We start from the raw sequence: 17435 nt of genomic DNA, 5'->3' as shown, positions 1-17435 counted from the left end.
TGTTACGCATCCCGTTTGTTGTCAGGCCTTTCAACAGGTATACTGTGAATAGCTCGCTTCCATGAAGCGTGCTGTACAGATGCAGGACCGTTCCCGGAGAAATTCCGGAGAGCCTGACAGACCAACGAGGAGACGGAAATATGATGGAATCAATAACGCCAGAGTCGCTGCTGTGGATATGGCTGCTGGTCATTAATAGTATTGCGTATATTACGATGAGTATGGACAAAAGCCGGGCCGAACGCCGGCGCACCCGGCATCGGATACCGGAGAAGAACCTGTTCCTGCTGGCTGCAGTCGGCGGTGCACTGGGGATCTGGGTATCCATGTATACGCGCAGGCACAAAACCAAGCATCGTTCGTTTGTGATCGGTGTACCGCTGCTGCTGGTGCTGAATGTACTGGTGTACGGGTATATAATTTACCGCTGGTTCAGCTGACAGCAGGCTGCATGGATACAGCAATAACTTGAATATGGGAACGTCCTTATGGAGTGGTATGGATAATTAAAGACCTGGCGATGCAGCCGGGTCTTTGGTTTCATTGGGGAAGCGATTCGGGTAATTTAGAGTATAAGCGCCTGCGTTCATGTTGCCAAATCGTGCAGGTGAGGCTCCAATATCCTGGCAGGGCAGTGATCATCGGCGAATAGTACTTTTATATATGTAATAAGTGATATAATGAAAACGTACTGCACGCCGCTGTTACTGCTGCTGAGAACTACATACCGCATGCTGCCAGCCATTGCACGACATATGCAGCCTGCGGGCGCATACAGTCCTAGAAAGAAAGGGAGGGGAATACAATGTTATTCTCAAATATTCTGCTTGCTTACGATGGTTCCAAAGCGTCCAACAAAGCGCTCAACCGTGCTGTTGAGCTCGCCAAAGCCAATCCGGAGGCACATATTGATGCGATTCACGTGTTTGATTTCCCGCGCTACTTTATGGGAGAAGGCATCGTACCGGTTCCCACCACATCCAATGAAGAACTGTACGAAATGGCGATGCAGACAGCCAAGGAAGCGAAGCGCCGTCTGGAAGAGTCCGGCATTCCGAACAAGTTTGACGTCGAGATGATCCAGGGGAATGCCGCGCAGAGCGTACTCGACTTTGCCGCATCCCATAACTCGGATGTTATCGTGATCGGCAGCCGCGGTCTCGGCAGTATTCGCGAGTTTGTACTGGGCAGTGTCAGCCACAATGTGGTACAGCACGCACAGATTCCGGTATTAATTGTAAAATAAAGATCGTTCCACATGACAATTGCACACGATGCATGAGACGTACTGTTCTGTATTTCACCTCTAGTTGGAGGTGGATGAATGGTGCGTCTTTTGTTATTTAGACAGCAATCGATCTGGAAAAGGCATTTAAACCAATAAAAATACGAACGATAAATTATGTGAACTTATGAACGTTCGCCTTTTAAGTTGACATAGGATGTAGGTGGTTGGTACACTGTGTAATGTAGCTTGAAGCGATGCAACAATCGAATGACTCGTATAAAACCGGGGATAAGGCCCGGAAGTTTCTACCCGGAAACCGTAAATTTCCGGACTACGAGGGTGAACAGCGGATGATCGTCATCACCGCCGAATCTGCAGCGAGATTGGAACCGCCTGCTCCGATATGGAGAAGGGACGAACAGTCTGTCCTTGCAGAGGTGTGTTGATGATGAATGGCAGTCTGCTGCACCCGGTATGTCCGGAAATCCTGAAGATCGATATTATTTCTGATCAGGATTTGCGGATTTTTTTATGACCAATCCGGGAGAAATGACTTCATACTGTGAGAACATGACGCTGTTATGCTGTACATAGCAGAGTCTTACCATATCGCTGCCAGTACGGCAGCCATCCATAATTACAGAAAGTAGGTTATCACATGTCAGTACAGGTCGCTGTCGTCATGGGCAGCAAGTCAGACTGGGAAACAATGCAGCACGCCTGCCAGATGCTGGAGGAGCTGGAGATCGCTTATGAGAAAAAGGTCGTCTCCGCTCATCGTACACCTGATTTGATGTTTGAGTTTGCAGAGCAGGCTTCGTCCCGCGGGATCAAAGTCATTATCGCCGGTGCCGGCGGTGCAGCTCATCTGCCGGGAATGATTGCTGCCAAGACGCTGCTGCCCGTTATTGGCGTGCCGGTCAAATCGGCCGCGCTGAACGGACTGGATTCGCTGCTGTCAATCGTACAGATGCCGGGTGGTATTCCGGTCGCCACGGTTGCGATCGGCAAAGCGGGCGCGACCAATGCAGGACTGCTCGCTGCCCAGATACTCGGTGCCTTTGACCCGAAAGTGATGCAGCGTGTAGACACGCGTCGTGAACGGATCAAGCAGGAAGTTCTGGAATCGAGCGATACTCTGGGAGTGGAACAATGATGAATCCCGATCATAATCATCAACAGGCAGGCAAAGTGATCCCGCCGGGTTCAACGGTAGGCATCCTTGGCGGAGGTCAGTTGGGACGAATGATAGTGCTGCAGGGCGCACCGCTTGGATACCGGTTCATTACACTTGATCCTGCTCCGGATTCGCCCTGCGGTCAGGTGAGCCACCAGATTACAGCGGAATACGATGATGTAGAGGCTGCCCGCAGATTGGCGGAGCAGGCGGACGTCATTACGTACGAATTTGAAAATGTGGACGCTGGCGTCGCTGCCTTGCTGGCCGAGCAGTCCTACGTCCCCCAGGGCAGTCAGCTGCTGTACACGACCCAGCATCGTCTGCGTGAAAAGCGGGCGATTGAAGCAGCAGGTGCAACCGTAGCACCGTATGCGGAAGTGACCAGCGCAGCAGAGACGCTGGCGGCTGTACAGAGGTTCGGCGTACCATGTGTGCTGAAGACAGCGACCGGAGGTTACGATGGCAAGGGACAGTTCGTGATTCGCTCGGAAGAGCAGGCCGCTCAGGCATACACGGAACTGAGCGCAGCCGGCACGGAGCTGGTCGTGGAGCAGTTTATTCATTTCCAGTGTGAACTGTCCGTCATCGCCGCACGCAGTACGCAGGGAGAGATTACTACTTTCCCGGTCGCAGAAAATATTCACGTTAATAATATTCTGCATCTGTCGATCGTACCTGCACGTGTACCGGAAGAAGTGCAGCGCCGGGCCGAGCGGATGGCGGCAGATATCGCGGAATCGATGAATGCGGTCGGGCTGCTGGCGGTGGAGCTGTTCTGTACGGCAGATGGGCAGCTGTATGTGAATGAACTGGCGCCGCGCCCGCATAACTCGGGGCATTACACGATGGAGGCCTGTGACACGTCACAGTTCGAGCAGCATGTACGGGCGATCTGCGGACTGCCGCTCGGCAGCACGGCGCTGCGTACGCCGGTCGTGATGGTGAATATTCTCGGAGAACATATCCCTGCTGTGATGAAGCGGATGGTGTCGACAGATGCTGCAGCCAAGCAGCTCGGCGTCGTACCGAAGTACCATTTATATGGGAAAGAAGAAGCCAAGCACAAGCGCAAGATGGGACATATCAATGTGCTGTGTCATAATATAGAAGATGCTCTGGCATGGATCAACCAAACGAACATATGGAGGAATAAATAAACTTATGATTGAACGTTACAGCAGACCGGAAATGCGAACTATCTGGAGTGAGGAAAATAAATTCAAAGCCTGGCTCGAAGTGGAAATCTGTGCGTGTGAAGCATGGGCGGAACTCGGCGTTATCCCTCAGGAAGATGTACAAAAGCTGCGTGCGAATGCTTCCTTTGATATCGACCGTATCTATGAGATCGAGCAGGAGACACGTCATGACGTGATCGCTTTTACCCGTGCGGTATCCGAGAGTCTCGGTGAAGAACGCAAATGGGTGCACTACGGCCTGACATCCACCGACGTGGTGGATACGGCACTGGGCTACCTGCTGCGCCAGGCGAACGAAATCCTGGAGCGCGATATCATCAACTTTATCGATATTCTCAAAGAAAAAGCGGTAGCCTACAAAAATACGCCGATGATGGGCCGCACCCACGGTGTACATGCCGAGCCGACGACATTCGGGCTGAAAATGGCACTATGGCATGAAGAGATGAAACGTAATCTGGAGCGCTTCCGCCATGCGGCAGATGGTGTACAGTACGGCAAAATGTCCGGCGCAGTCGGCACCTATGCCAACATTGATCCACGCGTCGAAGAGATCGTATGCGCCAAGCTGGGCACCAAGCCGGCTCCAATCTCGACCCAGACGCTGCAGCGCGACCGTCACGCCGAGTACATGGCAACGCTGGCACTGGTAGCCACATCACTGGACAAATTCGCTACCGAAGTACGCGCTCTGCAAAAGAGTGAATTCCGCGAAGTCGAAGAAGCATTCGCCAAGGGTCAAAAAGGATCTTCCGCAATGCCGCACAAGCGCAACCCGATCGGCAGCGAGAACATCTCCGGACTGTCCCGCGTCATCCGTGGTCATATGCTGACTGCGTATGAGAATGTCGGCCTGTGGCATGAGCGCGATATCTCGCACTCGTCCGCCGAGCGTGTCATTCTGCCGGATGCGACGATGCTGCTGAACTACATGCTGAACCGGTTTGGCAATATCATCAAGAATCTGACCGTATTCCCGGAAAATATGCAGCGCAACATGCAGCGTACGTACGGTGTACCGTTCTCCGGCCGCGTCATGACCAAGCTGATCGACAAAGGACTGAGCCGCGAGCAGGCTTACGATACCGTACAGCCGCGTGCGATGCAGGCGTGGGAAGAGCAGCGTTCCTTCCAGGATATCGTGCTGGAGACCTCTGCGATTACCGATCTGCTGAGCAAGGAAGAGATCGAGGATGCATTTAACCCGGCATGGCATCTGAAGCATGTTGATACCATTTTCAAAAAGCTGGGTCTGGATTAATCCATCCGCAGATATCATACACAGATACAGATTAAGCGCATCAGGCTGCTGCAGTGTTGGATCATGGCTGATCGCAGCGCCTGAACGCTATATTCCAAGTTGAGATAAAGGGAGAGGGAACGCAAGATGACAGCACAGGCATTATCCACGGCAGCCGATCTGATCGACGCACCACTGATCTACAAGGGCAAAGTACGCGAGCTGTACGATCTGGGAGAGCATTACCTGATCGTCGTCACCGACCGGATATCGGCATTTGACTATGTACTGGACCCGCCGGTCCCGCACAAAGGGGAAGTACTGAATCGCCTGAGCGCCTACTGGTTCGGGGAAACCAAGCATCTGATCGATAATCATATCGTACATATCGATGTGGATCAGCTGGGCGATATCATCCGCGACCGTGAAGCGCTGCGCAACCGGATTATGGTGACCCGCAAAGCCGAGCGGATCGACATGGAATGCGTCGTTCGCGGCTACATTACCGGCGGAGGCTGGCGTCAGTACCAGGAGACCGGTGAAGTTAATGGCATCCGGCTGCCGGAAGGCCTGCGCAAAAACGGCGTCTTCCCGAACCCGCTCTTCACCCCGGCTGCCAAAAATGATGTGGGGCACGATGAGGATATTTCTTTTGACGAAATGAAAAATCGCGTCGGCGCGGATCTCGCGGAGCAGCTCAAGCAAAAAAGCATCGAGCTGTACGAGTTCGCCCGCCGTATCTGCGACCAGCACGGCATCATCCTGGCGGACTGCAAATTCGAGTTTGGCCTGATCGATGGACAACTGATCCTGATCGACGAGATCTTCACGCCGGATTCCTCCCGTTTCTGGGCCAAGGACAATTACGCGCTGGATATCGAGATCGACAGCATGGATAAGGAGCCGGTTCGTACGTATCTGGCGAATACTGACTGGGACAAAAACAGCCAGCCGGAGCCGCTGCCGGAAGCAGTCGTGCAGGCGACGGCTGAGCGTTATCTGGCGATCTACGAGAAGCTGACGGGATTGAAACTGGTGTAGCAGCTGAGGAGAACGGGCAAAGCATCCGGGTGCCTGATTATTCAGCCGCTGCGGAAAAGGAATAGGCCTGCGATCGCCAGGTTGAAATCAGGGGCCTTCCAAATGGGAGACCCGTGCAGCGGAAGGCCCCTGATTTCAAAAAGCGATCTCCGACCTATTTCCTTCCCCCTTCGCTCCGGTACTTGTCAGCGACTGGTGCCTGAGTATGTGTGGTTACATCATATCGCCCATTCCACCCATTAGCTGTGTGGAGTAAGTCAATACAAGGACAGTATCTCGATGCTGAGAATTTAAATTATTTCTTACGATATCCAGTCATAACTGCTGCTATCGATTTGCGAGTATCGTTATCTATGCACAAGCAGCATTTGCTAGTTCTTACGCAGTTCATGGTTCATGCATAATCTAGAAAAACGGTCGGCTGCTCATTCGCCAAGCGGAGGGAACGGAATCGTTCCGAAAGGAGCCTTTAAGATCGGATATTGTCCGCAACAGCGGACGTTCAAAATATCCGATCTTAACAGCGACTGCAGGAATGATCCGTACCCGCAGCGCCGTATCCCGGCAGCAGCCATTTACGTCATAATCTGCATTGCAGCGCCATATCCAGAACGTATCAATCTTTGTAGCGAAAAAGCAATATCGTATTCACTCATTCAAGCGTCATCATCCCAAGGAGGAACGAGAAGATTATGATCAAAGCGACAGTCTACGTTACCATCAAAGAAAGCGTACTTGACCCGCAAGGAGCAACTGTACAGGGTGCGCTGCATTCTCTTGGATTTAATGAAGTGGAAAGTGTACGTATCGGTAAATACATGGAGATTGAACTGGACACGGACAACCGTGCTGAAGCGGAAGAACGCCTGAAAGTGATGTGCGAGAAGCTGCTCGCGAACACCGTCGTTGAAAACTACCGATTCGAACTGGAGGGTTAATTCCATGAAATTTGCGGTACTGGTATTCCCGGGTTCCAACTGTGATATCGACTGCTTCAAGGCAGTGGAAGAGACGATTGGCGAACCGGTTGATTATGTGTGGCATACGGCGACCGACCTGTCGGCGTACGATTGCATTCTCGTTCCCGGCGGATTCTCCTATGGTGACTATCTGCGCTGCGGCGCGATTTCCCAGTTTGCACCGGTGATGGCAGAAGTGGCCAAAGCGGCGGAACAGGGCAAATATATACTTGGCATCTGTAACGGATTCCAGATTCTGACTGAAGCGCGTCTGCTGCCGGGTGCACTGCTGCGCAACGGATCGATGAAGTTCCGCTGCCATGATGTGGTGCTGACGGTAACGAACAACAAAACGCCGTTCACACTTGATTATGCAGAAGGCGAAGAAATCATTATCCCGATCGCTCACGGCGAAGGCAATTACTACTGTGATGAAGCGACCCTGGAACAGATGAAAGCCAATGACCAGATCGTGTTCCAGTATGGCGACAACCCGAACGGCTCCCTGCATGATATCGCAGGCATCAGCAATGAACGCGGCAATGTGGTCGGCATGATGCCGCATCCGGAGCGCGCGGTCAATGAACTGCTCGGCTCAACAGACGGCAAGAAAATGTTCACATCTATTCTAAAAGCCTGGAGGGATCAACATGACGCAGCAAACACCCGTTAAGGAACCGACGGCGGAGCAAGTCGCAGACCAGCAGTTATACAAACAAATGGGTGTATCCGACACCGAGTTTGATTTGATCTGCGGTTTCCTCGGACGTAAACCGAACTACACGGAAATCGGCGTATTCAGTGTAATGTGGTCGGAACATTGCGCGTACAAAAACTCCAAGCCGCTGCTGAGACGTTTCCCGACCGACGGCCCGCGTGTCCTCATGGGACCGGGCGAAGGCGCAGGGATCGTCGATATCGGCGACAACCAGGCAGTTGTATTCAAGATTGAAAGTCATAACCATCCATCTGCTGTCGAACCGTACCAGGGTGCAGCGACAGGCGTGGGCGGCATTATCCGTGATATTTTCTCCATGGGTGCCCGTCCGATCGCTTCCCTGAACTCTCTGCGCTTTGGCAAGCTGGAGAGCGACCGGGTCAAATATCTGTTCGAGCATGTGGTGGGCGGTATCGCCGGCTATGGCAACTGTATCGGTATCCCGACCGTAGGCGGCGAAGTGATGTTCGACGAGAGCTATGAGGGCAATCCGCTCGTGAACGCGATGTGTGTCGGTCTGATCGATCATGACAAGATCCAGCGCGGCGTAGCCAAAGGGGTAGGCAACCCGGTCTTTTATGTAGGTCCTCCAACCGGACGCGATGGTATCCACGGTGCGACATTCGCTTCCGAGGAGCTGACCGAGGAATCAGAAGCACGCAAAACGGCGGTACAGGTCGGCGATCCATTTATGGAAAAGCTGGTTATGGAATCCTGTCTCGAACTGATCGACTCCGGCATCGTACTCGGTATTCAGGATATGGGTGCAGCCGGTCTGACCTGCTCCAGTGCCGAGATGGCGAGCAAGGCGGGTAATGGTCTGGAACTGTATCTGGATCAGGTACCGCAGCGTGAAGAAGGCATGACCCCTTATGAAATGATGCTGTCCGAATCCCAGGAGCGTATGCTGTTCGTCGTGGAACCCAAGGACGAAGCACAGGCGATGAAGATCTTCGAACGCTGGGGCGTTATCTGTGCCAAAGTAGGTAAAGTAACGGACGATGGACGTCTCAAGCTGTATCATCACGGCGAAGTGGTCGGCGATATGCCGGTCCATGCGCTGGTGGACGAATGCCCGGTTTACAATAAGCCTTCTTCGGTTCCGGCTTATTACGAGCAGATGGCCAACATTGACACAGTGGCCTTTGATGAAGTGACCGATCTGAGCGGCGCTCTCAAATCCGTACTCGCTTCTCCGACGGTAGCGAGCAAGGCATGGGTGTACGACCAGTACGATTACATGGTACGTACGAGCACAGCTGTCCGTCCGGGTTCGGATGCCGCGGTGGTACTCGTCCATGGCACACGCAAAGCACTGGCGATGACGACAGACTGCAACTCCCGCTTCGTCTATCTCGATCCGGAAGTGGGCGGCAAAATCGCTGTCAGCGAAGCGGCGCGCAATATCGTCTGCTCCGGTGCCGAACCGCTGGCGATTACGGATAACCTGAACTTTGGCAGCCCGGAGAAACCGGATATTTTCTGGCAAATGGAACAATCGGTCGATGGTATGGCAACGGCCTGTCGCGCACTGGAAACACCGGTTATCGGCGGTAATGTGAGTCTGTACAACGAAAATACACGCGGCTCGATCTATCCGACACCTGTCGTCGGCATGGTCGGTCTGGTGCATGATACCGATCATATTACGACGCAAGGCTTCAAACAGGATGGCGATGTGATCTTCCTGCTCGGTGAGACCAAAGCGGAACTGGGCGGCAGTGAATTCCAGTACATCGTACAGGGCAAGACCGAAGGTCGCCCGCCAGGACTCGATCTGGTCGTGGAGAAGCAGCTGCTGGACGGCGTACTGGATTCCATCCAGAGCGGTCTTGTACAGTCGGCGCATGATCTGTCCGAAGGCGGTCTCGCGGTAGCACTGGCCGAATCCTGCATCAGCGGCAAGCTGGGGGCAAAGATTGCCCTCGAAAGCAGCGGTCTGCGTAATGACCATCTGCTCTTCAGTGAAAGCCAGTCCCGCATCCTGCTGTCTGCAACCGCAGCACAGGCAGATGCTCTGGAAAGCAAGCTGGCTGAGCACAAAGTACCTGCTCGCCGCATCGGTAACGTTACATCTGCAGCACAATTACAAATCACAGTGGACGGCAAACAAGTCCTGGCGGAAGAGGTAAGCAGTCTGCGCCAGGTCTGGGAGGATGCGATTCCATGTCTGATGAATTAAATAATCAGCCGCTCTGGACCGGCGACTACTATAATCAGGGAACCGGTCCGAACGATATTTTCGATACATTAAAAGAGGAATGCGGCGTCTTCGGTGTCTACGGACATTCGGGGGCCGCGTCCCTTTCTTATTATGGTCTGCATGCACTCCAGCACCGTGGTGAAGAGAGCTGCGGCATCTGTGTCAGCGATCATACGGAATTCCACTATCATCGCGGAATGGGCCTGGTCAAGGAAGTATTTGACAAGGATGTGATGGCGACGCTAACCGGTGACATTTCGATCGGTCATGTACGCTATTCCACCAGCGGCAGCAGTCATCTCGGTAATGCCCAGCCGCTTGTGTTCCGCTATCGTGCAGGCGAACTGGCACTGGCGACCAACGGTAACATCGTCAACGCACCGCAGATCCGGCGTGAGCTGGAGGAGATGGGTTCTATTTTCCAGACGACCAGTGATACGGAAGTGCTGGCGCATCTGATCGCCCGTTCATCCAAGCCGCTAGTGGAAGCCGCCAAGGAGGCGTTCCGCCGGATTGTAGGCGGGTTTGCTTTTATGATCATGACGAATGAACAGCTGATCGTCGCCAGTGATCCGAACGGACTGCGTCCGCTGACGATGGGCAGACTCGGGGAAGCATATATTTTCACCTCGGAGACCTGCGCTCTGGAGACGATTGGCGCGGAGATTGTTCGTGATGTGAAGCCCGGTGAGCTGCTGGTGCTGGATAAGGATGGACTGCATGAAGATTTCTATACCGAGCCACAGCGCAAGGCGCTCTGCTCAATGGAATATATTTATTTTGCCCGACCGGACAGTGATATGAACGGTGCGAATCTGCACTCCGCCCGCAAACGGATGGGTTCCATGATGGCCCGTGAATCGTTTATCGATGCCGATCTGGTCACCGGCGTGCCGGACTCCAGCATCTCGGCCGCGATCGGTTATGCCGAGCAGACCGGTATCCCGTACGAACTGGGCATGATCAAAAACAAATACACCGGCCGTACCTTTATCCAGCCGAGCCAGGAACTGCGCGAGCAGGGCGTCAAGATGAAGCTGAGCGCCGTACGCCGGGTCGTTGAGGGCAAGCGTGTCGTCATGATTGATGATTCGATCGTGCGGGGAACCACGTCCCGCCGGATCGTCAACATGCTGCGCGATGCCGGAGCGATCGAGGTGCATGTACGGATTACGTCGCCTCCTTTCAAAAATCCGTGTTTCTACGGAATCGATACGCCGGATCGGCGTGATCTGATTGCGTCGTCCAAGACGGTGGAAGAGATCCGGCAGGAGATCAACGCGGATTCGCTCGCTTTCCTCAGCCGTGAAGGATTGATCCAAGCGGTTGGCGGAGACAACAAGGACGACTACAAAGGCGGCATGTGCATGGCCTGCTTCGACAACGACTACCCGACCCAGACCGACTTTGGCGGCGAAGAACAATTCGGGTGTGGGTGCTGAACTGCGCCGGCTGTCCGGAACGGAGGTAGCGGGGAGAAGGTCCGCTGCGGAGAAGGAATAGGCCTGCGATCGCCCGGTTGAAATCGGGGGCCTTCGAATTGGTAGACCCGTGTAGAGGAAGGCCCCCGATTTCAAAAGGCGCTCTCCGGCCTATTTCCTTCCCCTCCGCTCCGCACTCCCCGCACCACGTTCCTGAGAACCTGGCGGTTTCAGAGCCCTTGGGGGTAAGGGGGAGAGAAGTGCAAGAGGGAATGCGCGGTGCTGGTTGTACTGCTTTGCAGGAGTGAATGTTTAAGGGTTAGAGCTTTGATATTATTTGTTGGATATTTAGTGTTGGGATTGGGAAAGGAATGGTTGTAAAGAAGAGTGCAGAGATGATTTGTAAAGGTGCATAGAGGATTTTGAGAAATAACAGGATAGATTATGTAGCTTGTTCATCATCTTTTAATCACAGCATTATAAACTAGATCAAAACAGCAAAAACAGCCAAACCAGATCCATCCAAACCCTACAATGAAAATAGCAGTATCTAGATACGTAATCTTTTAAAACGGAAATCCCAATCTTATGGACGGCGAGTGGATATTTGGAAGTAGGGGTTCTCTGTGCTCCCAGCGGAGGGAATGGAATCGTTCAGGAAGGAGCATTTGCGGGCTGACTTTTGACTGCAAATGCAGTCGTTCCCAAAAAGTCAGCCTGCAACGGCGACGCCCGAACGATCCATTCCCGCAGCGCTGTAGCACCAGAACACCAATTCTTCCAACGATCCCACCCGCCAATGTCCAAAGACCCCACGAAAGGTGCGATGGCAGTGTCAGATGCATACAAAAAAGCCGGAGTCGATATCGCGGCAGGCAATGAAGCAGTAGAGCGGATGAAAAAGCATGTGAAAACAACGTTCCGTCCGGAAGTCATGACCGATCTCGGCGGTTTTGGCGGGCTGTTCGGTCTGAACAAGGACAAGTACGAAGAGCCGGTGCTGGTGTCTGGTACGGATGGCGTGGGTACAAAGCTCAAGCTTGCTTTTGCCATGGATAAGCATGATACGATCGGAATTGATGCGGTAGCCATGTGCGTGAATGATATTATCGTCCAGGGTGCCGAGCCGCTCTTTTTCCTCGATTATCTGGCCTGTGACCGGGTTATTCCGGAGAAGATCGAAGCGATTGTATCCGGAATTGCGGATGGATGTCGTCAGGCAGGTTGCGCGCTGATCGGCGGTGAGACAGCAGAGATGCCGGGTATGTACTCCCAAGGCGAATATGATATCGCCGGCTTCACTGTAGGGATCGTCGACAAGCCCAAAGTCATTACCGGTAGCGATATTGCAGCAGGTGATGCGGTCATCGGACTGGCCTCAAGCGGTATCCACAGCAACGGATTCTCGCTCGTGCGCAAGCTGCTGCTTGAAGATGGAGGATATGAATTGACTGCACAGGTAGCCGAGCTGGATAACGCTGTACTTGGCGATGTACTGCTGGAGCCAACCAGGATTTATGTGAAATCTTCGCTTGCCCTGCAGGAAGCGGTACAGGTCAAAGGCATGGCGCATATTACCGGAGGCGGATTTATCGAGAATATTCCGCGGATGCTGCCGGATGGTGTTAATGTGGATATCGAGTACGGCAGCTGGCCGATCCTGCCCATTTTCCAATTAATGCAAGCCAAGGGTGCGATTAGCAACCGCGATATGTTTACAACGTTCAACATGGGAATCGGCATGGCGATTGTGGTACCGGCCGACCAGGCAGAGCAGGCGCTGACAGTATTGCAAGAACAGGGCGAAGAAGCCTATCTGATCGGCAAAGTGACCGAAGGCGAGAAGATCGTTACTTTTACCGGAGCTGAAGTGTAATGAAGCCGATGCGAATCGCCGTCTTCGCCTCCGGACAGGGCAGCAACTTCCAGGCGATGGTCGATGCCCAGCGCAGCGGTCTGCTGGGATCGGCTGCGGTGGAGCTGCTCGTATGCGACAAGCCGGAAGCACCCGTCGTGGAACGTGCCCGACGTGCGCAAGTAGACACATTCGTGTTCCGGCCCAAGGAATATAGCAGCCGGGAACAGTATGAACTGGAGATTCTCGCAGAATTGGCCAAGCGGCAGATTGATCTGATCGTGCTGGCCGGTTATATGCGGCTGCTCACTCCGACGATGGTGAATCCGTATATGGGTCGCATGATCAATGTACATCCGTCATTGCTGCCAGCCTTTCCCGGTAAGGATGCGATTGGTCAGGCGCTGGCATATGGCGTCAAGCTGACCGGGATCACCGTTCATTTTGTCGATAACGGTATGGACACCGGTCCGATTATTGCCCAGCAGTCGCTCCCGATTGAAGCCGGAGATACAGCCGATACGCTGGCTGCCCGTATTCACCGGATCGAGCAAACATTGTATCCGCAGGTCGTCGCTCATATTGCTGCAGGCCAAGTCCGGCTCGCTGAAGATGGCCGGCATGTAGTTGTAGAACCGTAAGCCATACTCACCTATAAAAAAGATGACATACAGTTACAAAGCAGATCTTTAATGTGCTGCCCATGATTCTGCAGACATCTTGGGGCATCATTGGACTGCCCATACATTTAAGGAGGCTTTTTATAACATGACGATTAAAAGAGCGCTGGTCAGCGTATCCGACAAAACAGGCGTAGTCGATTTCTGCCGAGAGCTGTCCCAGTTGGGCGTGGAGATCATCTCCACCGGAGGTACCAAAAATCTGCTGGCCGATGCAGGCGTACCGGTGATCGGTATTTCCGATGTGACCGGATTCCCGGAAATTCTGGACGGACGTGTGAAAACACTGCATCCGGCTGTACATAGCGGTCTGCTGGCTGTACGCGACAGCGAAGAGCACCAGCAGCAAATGAAAGACCTGGAACTTTGTTATATCGATCTGGTGGTCGTGAATCTGTATCCGTTCCAGGAGACGATCTCCAAGCCGGATGTATCGTACGAAGATGCTATCGAGAATATCGATATCGGCGGTCCGACCATGCTGCGCAGTGCGGCGAAGAACCATGCCTTTGTCACTGTCGTGGTGGATGCTGCGGATTATGCTACCATTCTGGATGAGGTTCGTGCAGACGGCGATACGACGCTGGATACACGCAAGCAGCTCGCTGCCAAAGTATTCCGTCATACCGCAGCCTACGATTCCCTGATCTCCGATTATCTGTCCGAGGTACTGGGCAATCCGGTGCCGGAACGTTACACCGTGACATACGAGAAAATTCAGGATCTGCGCTATGGCGAGAATCCGCACCAATCCGCAGCCTTTTACCGCAAGCCGATGGCTCCGGCAGGTACGCTGACCACTGCCGAGCAGCTGCACGGCAAAGAGCTGTCCTACAACAATATTAACGATGCCAACGCAGCGCTCCAGATCGTCAAGGAATTCAATGAGCCAGCTGTCGTTGCCGTGAAGCATATGAACCCGTGCGGTGTGGGCGTAGGTGCTACCATCGCCGAAGCGTACAACAAAGCCTACAATGCCGACCCAACCTCGATCTTCGGTGGCATCGTCGCAGCCAACCGGACGATTGATGCGCAGACCGCACAGCCGCTGAGCGAGATCTTCCTGGAGATCGTGCTGGCGCCGGACTTTACACCGGAGGCACTGGAGATTCTGACCAAGAAGAAAAATATCCGCCTGCTCAAAATGGGCGAAATTGCTGCATCCGCCGAGCGTAAGCCGCAGCATATCGTGACCATGGTGGAAGGCGGTATGGTCATGCAGGATAGCGATGTGCATGCCATCACCGAAGCTGACCTGAAAGTAGTCACCGACCGTGCACCATCCGCAGAAGAGATGAAGCAGCTGCTGTTCGGCTGGAAAGTTGTCAAACATGTCAAATCCAACGCGATCGTACTGGCCGCAGATGATATGACCGTCGGCGTTGGCGCAGGCCAGATGAACCGTGTCGGTGCAGCGAAGATTGCCATCGAACAGGCCGGCGACAAAGCCAAGGGCGCTATTCTTGCATCCGATGCCTTTTTCCCGATGGGCGATACCGTCGAAGCGGCAGCCCGCGCAGGCATTACTGCCATCATCCAGCCGGGTGGTTCGGTAAAAGACGAAGAATCCATCAAGGCAGCCAATGAGCACGGCATCGCAATGGTGTTCACAGGCGTCCGCCACTTCAAACATTAATTCTTTCTAAACGCTTCAGTGTAGTATTGTATCCTACACAACATAAGAGAACGGAGCCGAATATCAACAGGTTTGGCTCCGTTTTCCTGAATAATCAGAGGTTTTCGAGAAGCGGGATGGAGCGAGACCCATCGTCTGTACCCGGTATCCCTTTTCCGTACTATCATTTCCCTATCAAAAAGGAGCGTGATCCTTCATGGATATACTCGTAATCGGCAGCGGCGGACGCGAACATGCCATCATCTGGTCGCTGGCCAAAAGCCCGCAGGCAGATCATATTTACTGTGCACCCGGCAATGCGGGTATCAGCCAGATCGCTGAATGTGTACCGATTCAGGTGAGTGAATTCGAGAAGCTGGCCGATTTTGCCGCAGAGAAGCAGGTTGGTCTGGTCGTGGTCGGACCGGATGATCCGCTGGCAGACGGTATCGTGGACGTATTCGAAGCACGGAACATTCCCGTCTACGGACCGCGCGCCAATGCGGCCCTGATCGAAGGCAGCAAGACCTTTATGAAAGACCTGCTGCACAAATACAATATCCCGACAGCAGCGTATGCCAAGTTCGACGACTATGACACCGCGCTGAACTATCTGCAGCGCCAGCCGATCCCGGTCGTGATCAAAGCGGACGGACTCGCCGCAGGCAAAGGCGTAACCGTCGCCCATACGATGCAGGAAGCGGTCGAAGCATTGCAGAACATTATGCGTGACAAAGTATTCGGCGAAGCCGGCAGCAAGGTGATCATCGAGGAGTTCATGGAGGGACAGGAAATGTCGATCCTGGCTTTTGTGGATGGAGAGACCGTGCGAGCGATGCCGGCCGCGCAGGATCACAAGCCGGCCTTTGACCAGGATAAAGGACCAAATACCGGCGGCATGGGCACCTACTCACCGCTGCCGCATATCGACCCGGCGATCATCGAGGAAGCGATCGAGACGATCGTGATTCCGACTGCCAAAGCCATGGTGGCGGAAGGCCGTCCTTTTCAGGGGGTGCTGTTCGCCGGTCTGATGATCACCCCGGATGGCAAGCCCAAAACGGTAGAGTTCAATGCCCGCTTCGGGGATCCGGAGACCCAGGTCGTCCTGCCGCGTCTGCAGACCGATCTGCTGGACATTTTCCTGGCGACCGTTAACGGTACACTGGCCGACGTGGATATTCAGTGGAGCGACGAATCTGCCGTATGCGTCATCCTCGCCTCCGGCGGCTACCCGGGTTCGTACACGAAAGGGTTGCCGATTGAAGGACTGGACAGCATTGAACAAGCACTCGTATTCCATGCCGGTACCGCCAAGAACGAAAGTGGCGAGTTCGTGACCAATGGCGGTCGTGTGCTGGGTGTGGTCGGACTGGGAGCGGATATCGCTGCTGCACGCACACAGGCATATGAGCAGGCAGCAAAGATTACCTTTATCGGCAAGCACCAGCGCAGCGATATTGCGGCGAAGGCGCTGGCAGGAAAGTAAGTATAGACTGGAAAGAACAAAGAACAGCCAGGCCACTCTGGTCAAGCCCCTATTTTGTAGACAGTTAAAAAAGCCCCATCAAGCAAACTGGCGTCGGTACTCTACCGGCGTCAGTTTATTTAGTTTTCGTTGTGGTCGTTTGGTGTTGTAAAAGCGGATATACGTTTCCATTCGCTTTTGCGCTTCTTTCCAGCTTCGGATAGAATAGAGGGAGAGTCCTTCGGTCTTTAACGAGGAGAAGAAACTCTCAATGGAGGCATTGTCATAACAATTTCCTCCACGAGACATGCTGATTTGGGCGCCAACCTTGGGCAGCATGTCGTGGTACAGATGAGACGTGTACGGGGCTCCGCGGTCGCTATGAACGACCACGCCCGTCACGTCTTTTCGTTTGCGAAACGCCTTTTGAAACGTACGCTGCACCCATTCTTTGTTGGGATGTTCGCCGATGGCGTATGCCACAATTTCGTTGTTGAAAAGATCTTTGACGGCAGACAGATACAACCAGCGCTCGCCGATGAGAACTTGCGTGATGTCCGTGACCCATTTTTCGTTCGGTCGGTGAGCGACAAAATTCTGGTTGAATACATTCTCAGCGATTCGTTCCGCC

15 protein-coding genes and 1 riboswitch are annotated in these 17435 nt (G+C 53.6%); of the genes, 14 read left to right on the top strand and 1 reads right to left on the bottom strand.

Annotated features, from left to right (window positions below; genetic code table 11):
• Positions 1–140 precede the first annotated feature (140 nt).
• From WH45_RS08155 to purD, 14 genes are all read left to right on the top strand, one after another.
• Entirely contained in the window at positions 141–440 is a 300-nt protein-coding gene (locus WH45_RS08155) for a DUF1294 domain-containing protein (RefSeq protein WP_046213918.1), read from the top strand.
• 365 nt (positions 441–805) lie between these two features.
• Positions 806–1246, top strand: coding sequence for a universal stress protein (locus tag WH45_RS08150; protein WP_017814618.1), 441 nt, complete (start codon positions 806–808; stop codon positions 1244–1246).
• 234 nt (positions 1247–1480) lie between these two features.
• Positions 1481–1582: riboswitch (purine riboswitch) on the top strand.
• Between the two features lie 304 nt (positions 1583–1886).
• Positions 1887–2384, top strand: coding sequence for a 5-(carboxyamino)imidazole ribonucleotide mutase (purE, locus tag WH45_RS08140; protein ID WP_046213916.1), 498 nt, complete (start codon positions 1887–1889; stop codon positions 2382–2384).
• Entirely contained in the window at positions 2381–3565 is a 1185-nt protein-coding gene (gene purK / locus WH45_RS08135) for a 5-(carboxyamino)imidazole ribonucleotide synthase (protein WP_407668019.1), read from the top strand. The genes purE and purK overlap by 4 nt, the downstream gene beginning before the upstream one ends.
• A gap of 4 nt (positions 3566–3569) precedes the next feature.
• Positions 3570–4865, top strand: a complete 1296-nt coding sequence (gene purB, locus WH45_RS08130; RefSeq protein ID WP_046213915.1) for an adenylosuccinate lyase — start codon at positions 3570–3572, stop codon at positions 4863–4865.
• 126 nt (positions 4866–4991) lie between these two features.
• Positions 4992–5885: a phosphoribosylaminoimidazolesuccinocarboxamide synthase gene (locus tag WH45_RS08125; RefSeq protein WP_046213914.1), complete on the top strand. Its 894-nt coding sequence runs from the start codon at positions 4992–4994 to the stop codon at positions 5883–5885.
• A 692-nt stretch (positions 5886–6577) separates the two neighbouring features.
• Entirely contained in the window at positions 6578–6823 is a 246-nt protein-coding gene (gene purS / locus WH45_RS08120; protein ID WP_046213913.1) for a phosphoribosylformylglycinamidine synthase subunit PurS, read from the top strand.
• A gap of 4 nt (positions 6824–6827) precedes the next feature.
• Positions 6828–7517 (top strand): phosphoribosylformylglycinamidine synthase subunit PurQ, encoded by a 690-nt coding sequence (gene purQ / locus WH45_RS08115; RefSeq protein WP_046213912.1) that lies wholly within the window; start codon positions 6828–6830, stop codon positions 7515–7517.
• Positions 7495–9744 (top strand): phosphoribosylformylglycinamidine synthase subunit PurL, encoded by a 2250-nt coding sequence (purL, locus tag WH45_RS08110; RefSeq protein ID WP_046213911.1) that lies wholly within the window; start codon positions 7495–7497, stop codon positions 9742–9744. Before purQ ends, purL begins: the two co-directional genes overlap by 23 nt.
• Positions 9729–11207 (top strand): amidophosphoribosyltransferase, encoded by a 1479-nt coding sequence (purF, locus tag WH45_RS08105; protein ID WP_046213910.1) that lies wholly within the window; start codon positions 9729–9731, stop codon positions 11205–11207. Before purL ends, purF begins: the two co-directional genes overlap by 16 nt.
• A gap of 811 nt (positions 11208–12018) precedes the next feature.
• A complete protein-coding gene (purM, locus tag WH45_RS08100) occupies positions 12019–13062 on the top strand; it encodes a phosphoribosylformylglycinamidine cyclo-ligase (protein ID WP_046213909.1) in 1044 nt (347 codons plus the stop codon).
• Positions 13062–13682, top strand: a complete 621-nt coding sequence (gene purN / locus WH45_RS08095; RefSeq protein ID WP_046213908.1) for a phosphoribosylglycinamide formyltransferase — start codon at positions 13062–13064, stop codon at positions 13680–13682. Before purM ends, purN begins: the two co-directional genes overlap by 1 nt.
• A gap of 127 nt (positions 13683–13809) precedes the next feature.
• A complete protein-coding gene (gene purH / locus WH45_RS08090; protein WP_046213907.1) occupies positions 13810–15357 on the top strand; it encodes a bifunctional phosphoribosylaminoimidazolecarboxamide formyltransferase/IMP cyclohydrolase in 1548 nt (515 codons plus the stop codon).
• Between the two features lie 196 nt (positions 15358–15553).
• Entirely contained in the window at positions 15554–16825 is a 1272-nt protein-coding gene (gene purD, locus WH45_RS08085) for a phosphoribosylamine--glycine ligase (RefSeq protein WP_046213906.1), read from the top strand.
• Between the two features lie 78 nt (positions 16826–16903).
• On the opposite strand, the gene WH45_RS08080 is transcribed toward purD, so the two are convergent.
• Positions 16904–17435: IS3 family transposase (locus WH45_RS08080; protein ID WP_152663519.1), on the bottom strand; the 532-nt coding region annotated here is incomplete at its 5' end.

It is taken from the genome of Paenibacillus wulumuqiensis (genome assembly GCF_000971965.1).
In the GTDB taxonomy this organism is placed as follows: domain Bacteria; phylum Bacillota; class Bacilli; order Paenibacillales; family Paenibacillaceae; genus Saccharibacillus; species Saccharibacillus wulumuqiensis.
Note: the sequence above shows the minus strand (reverse complement) of the source record. Positions and strands in the feature narration are given on the sequence as shown.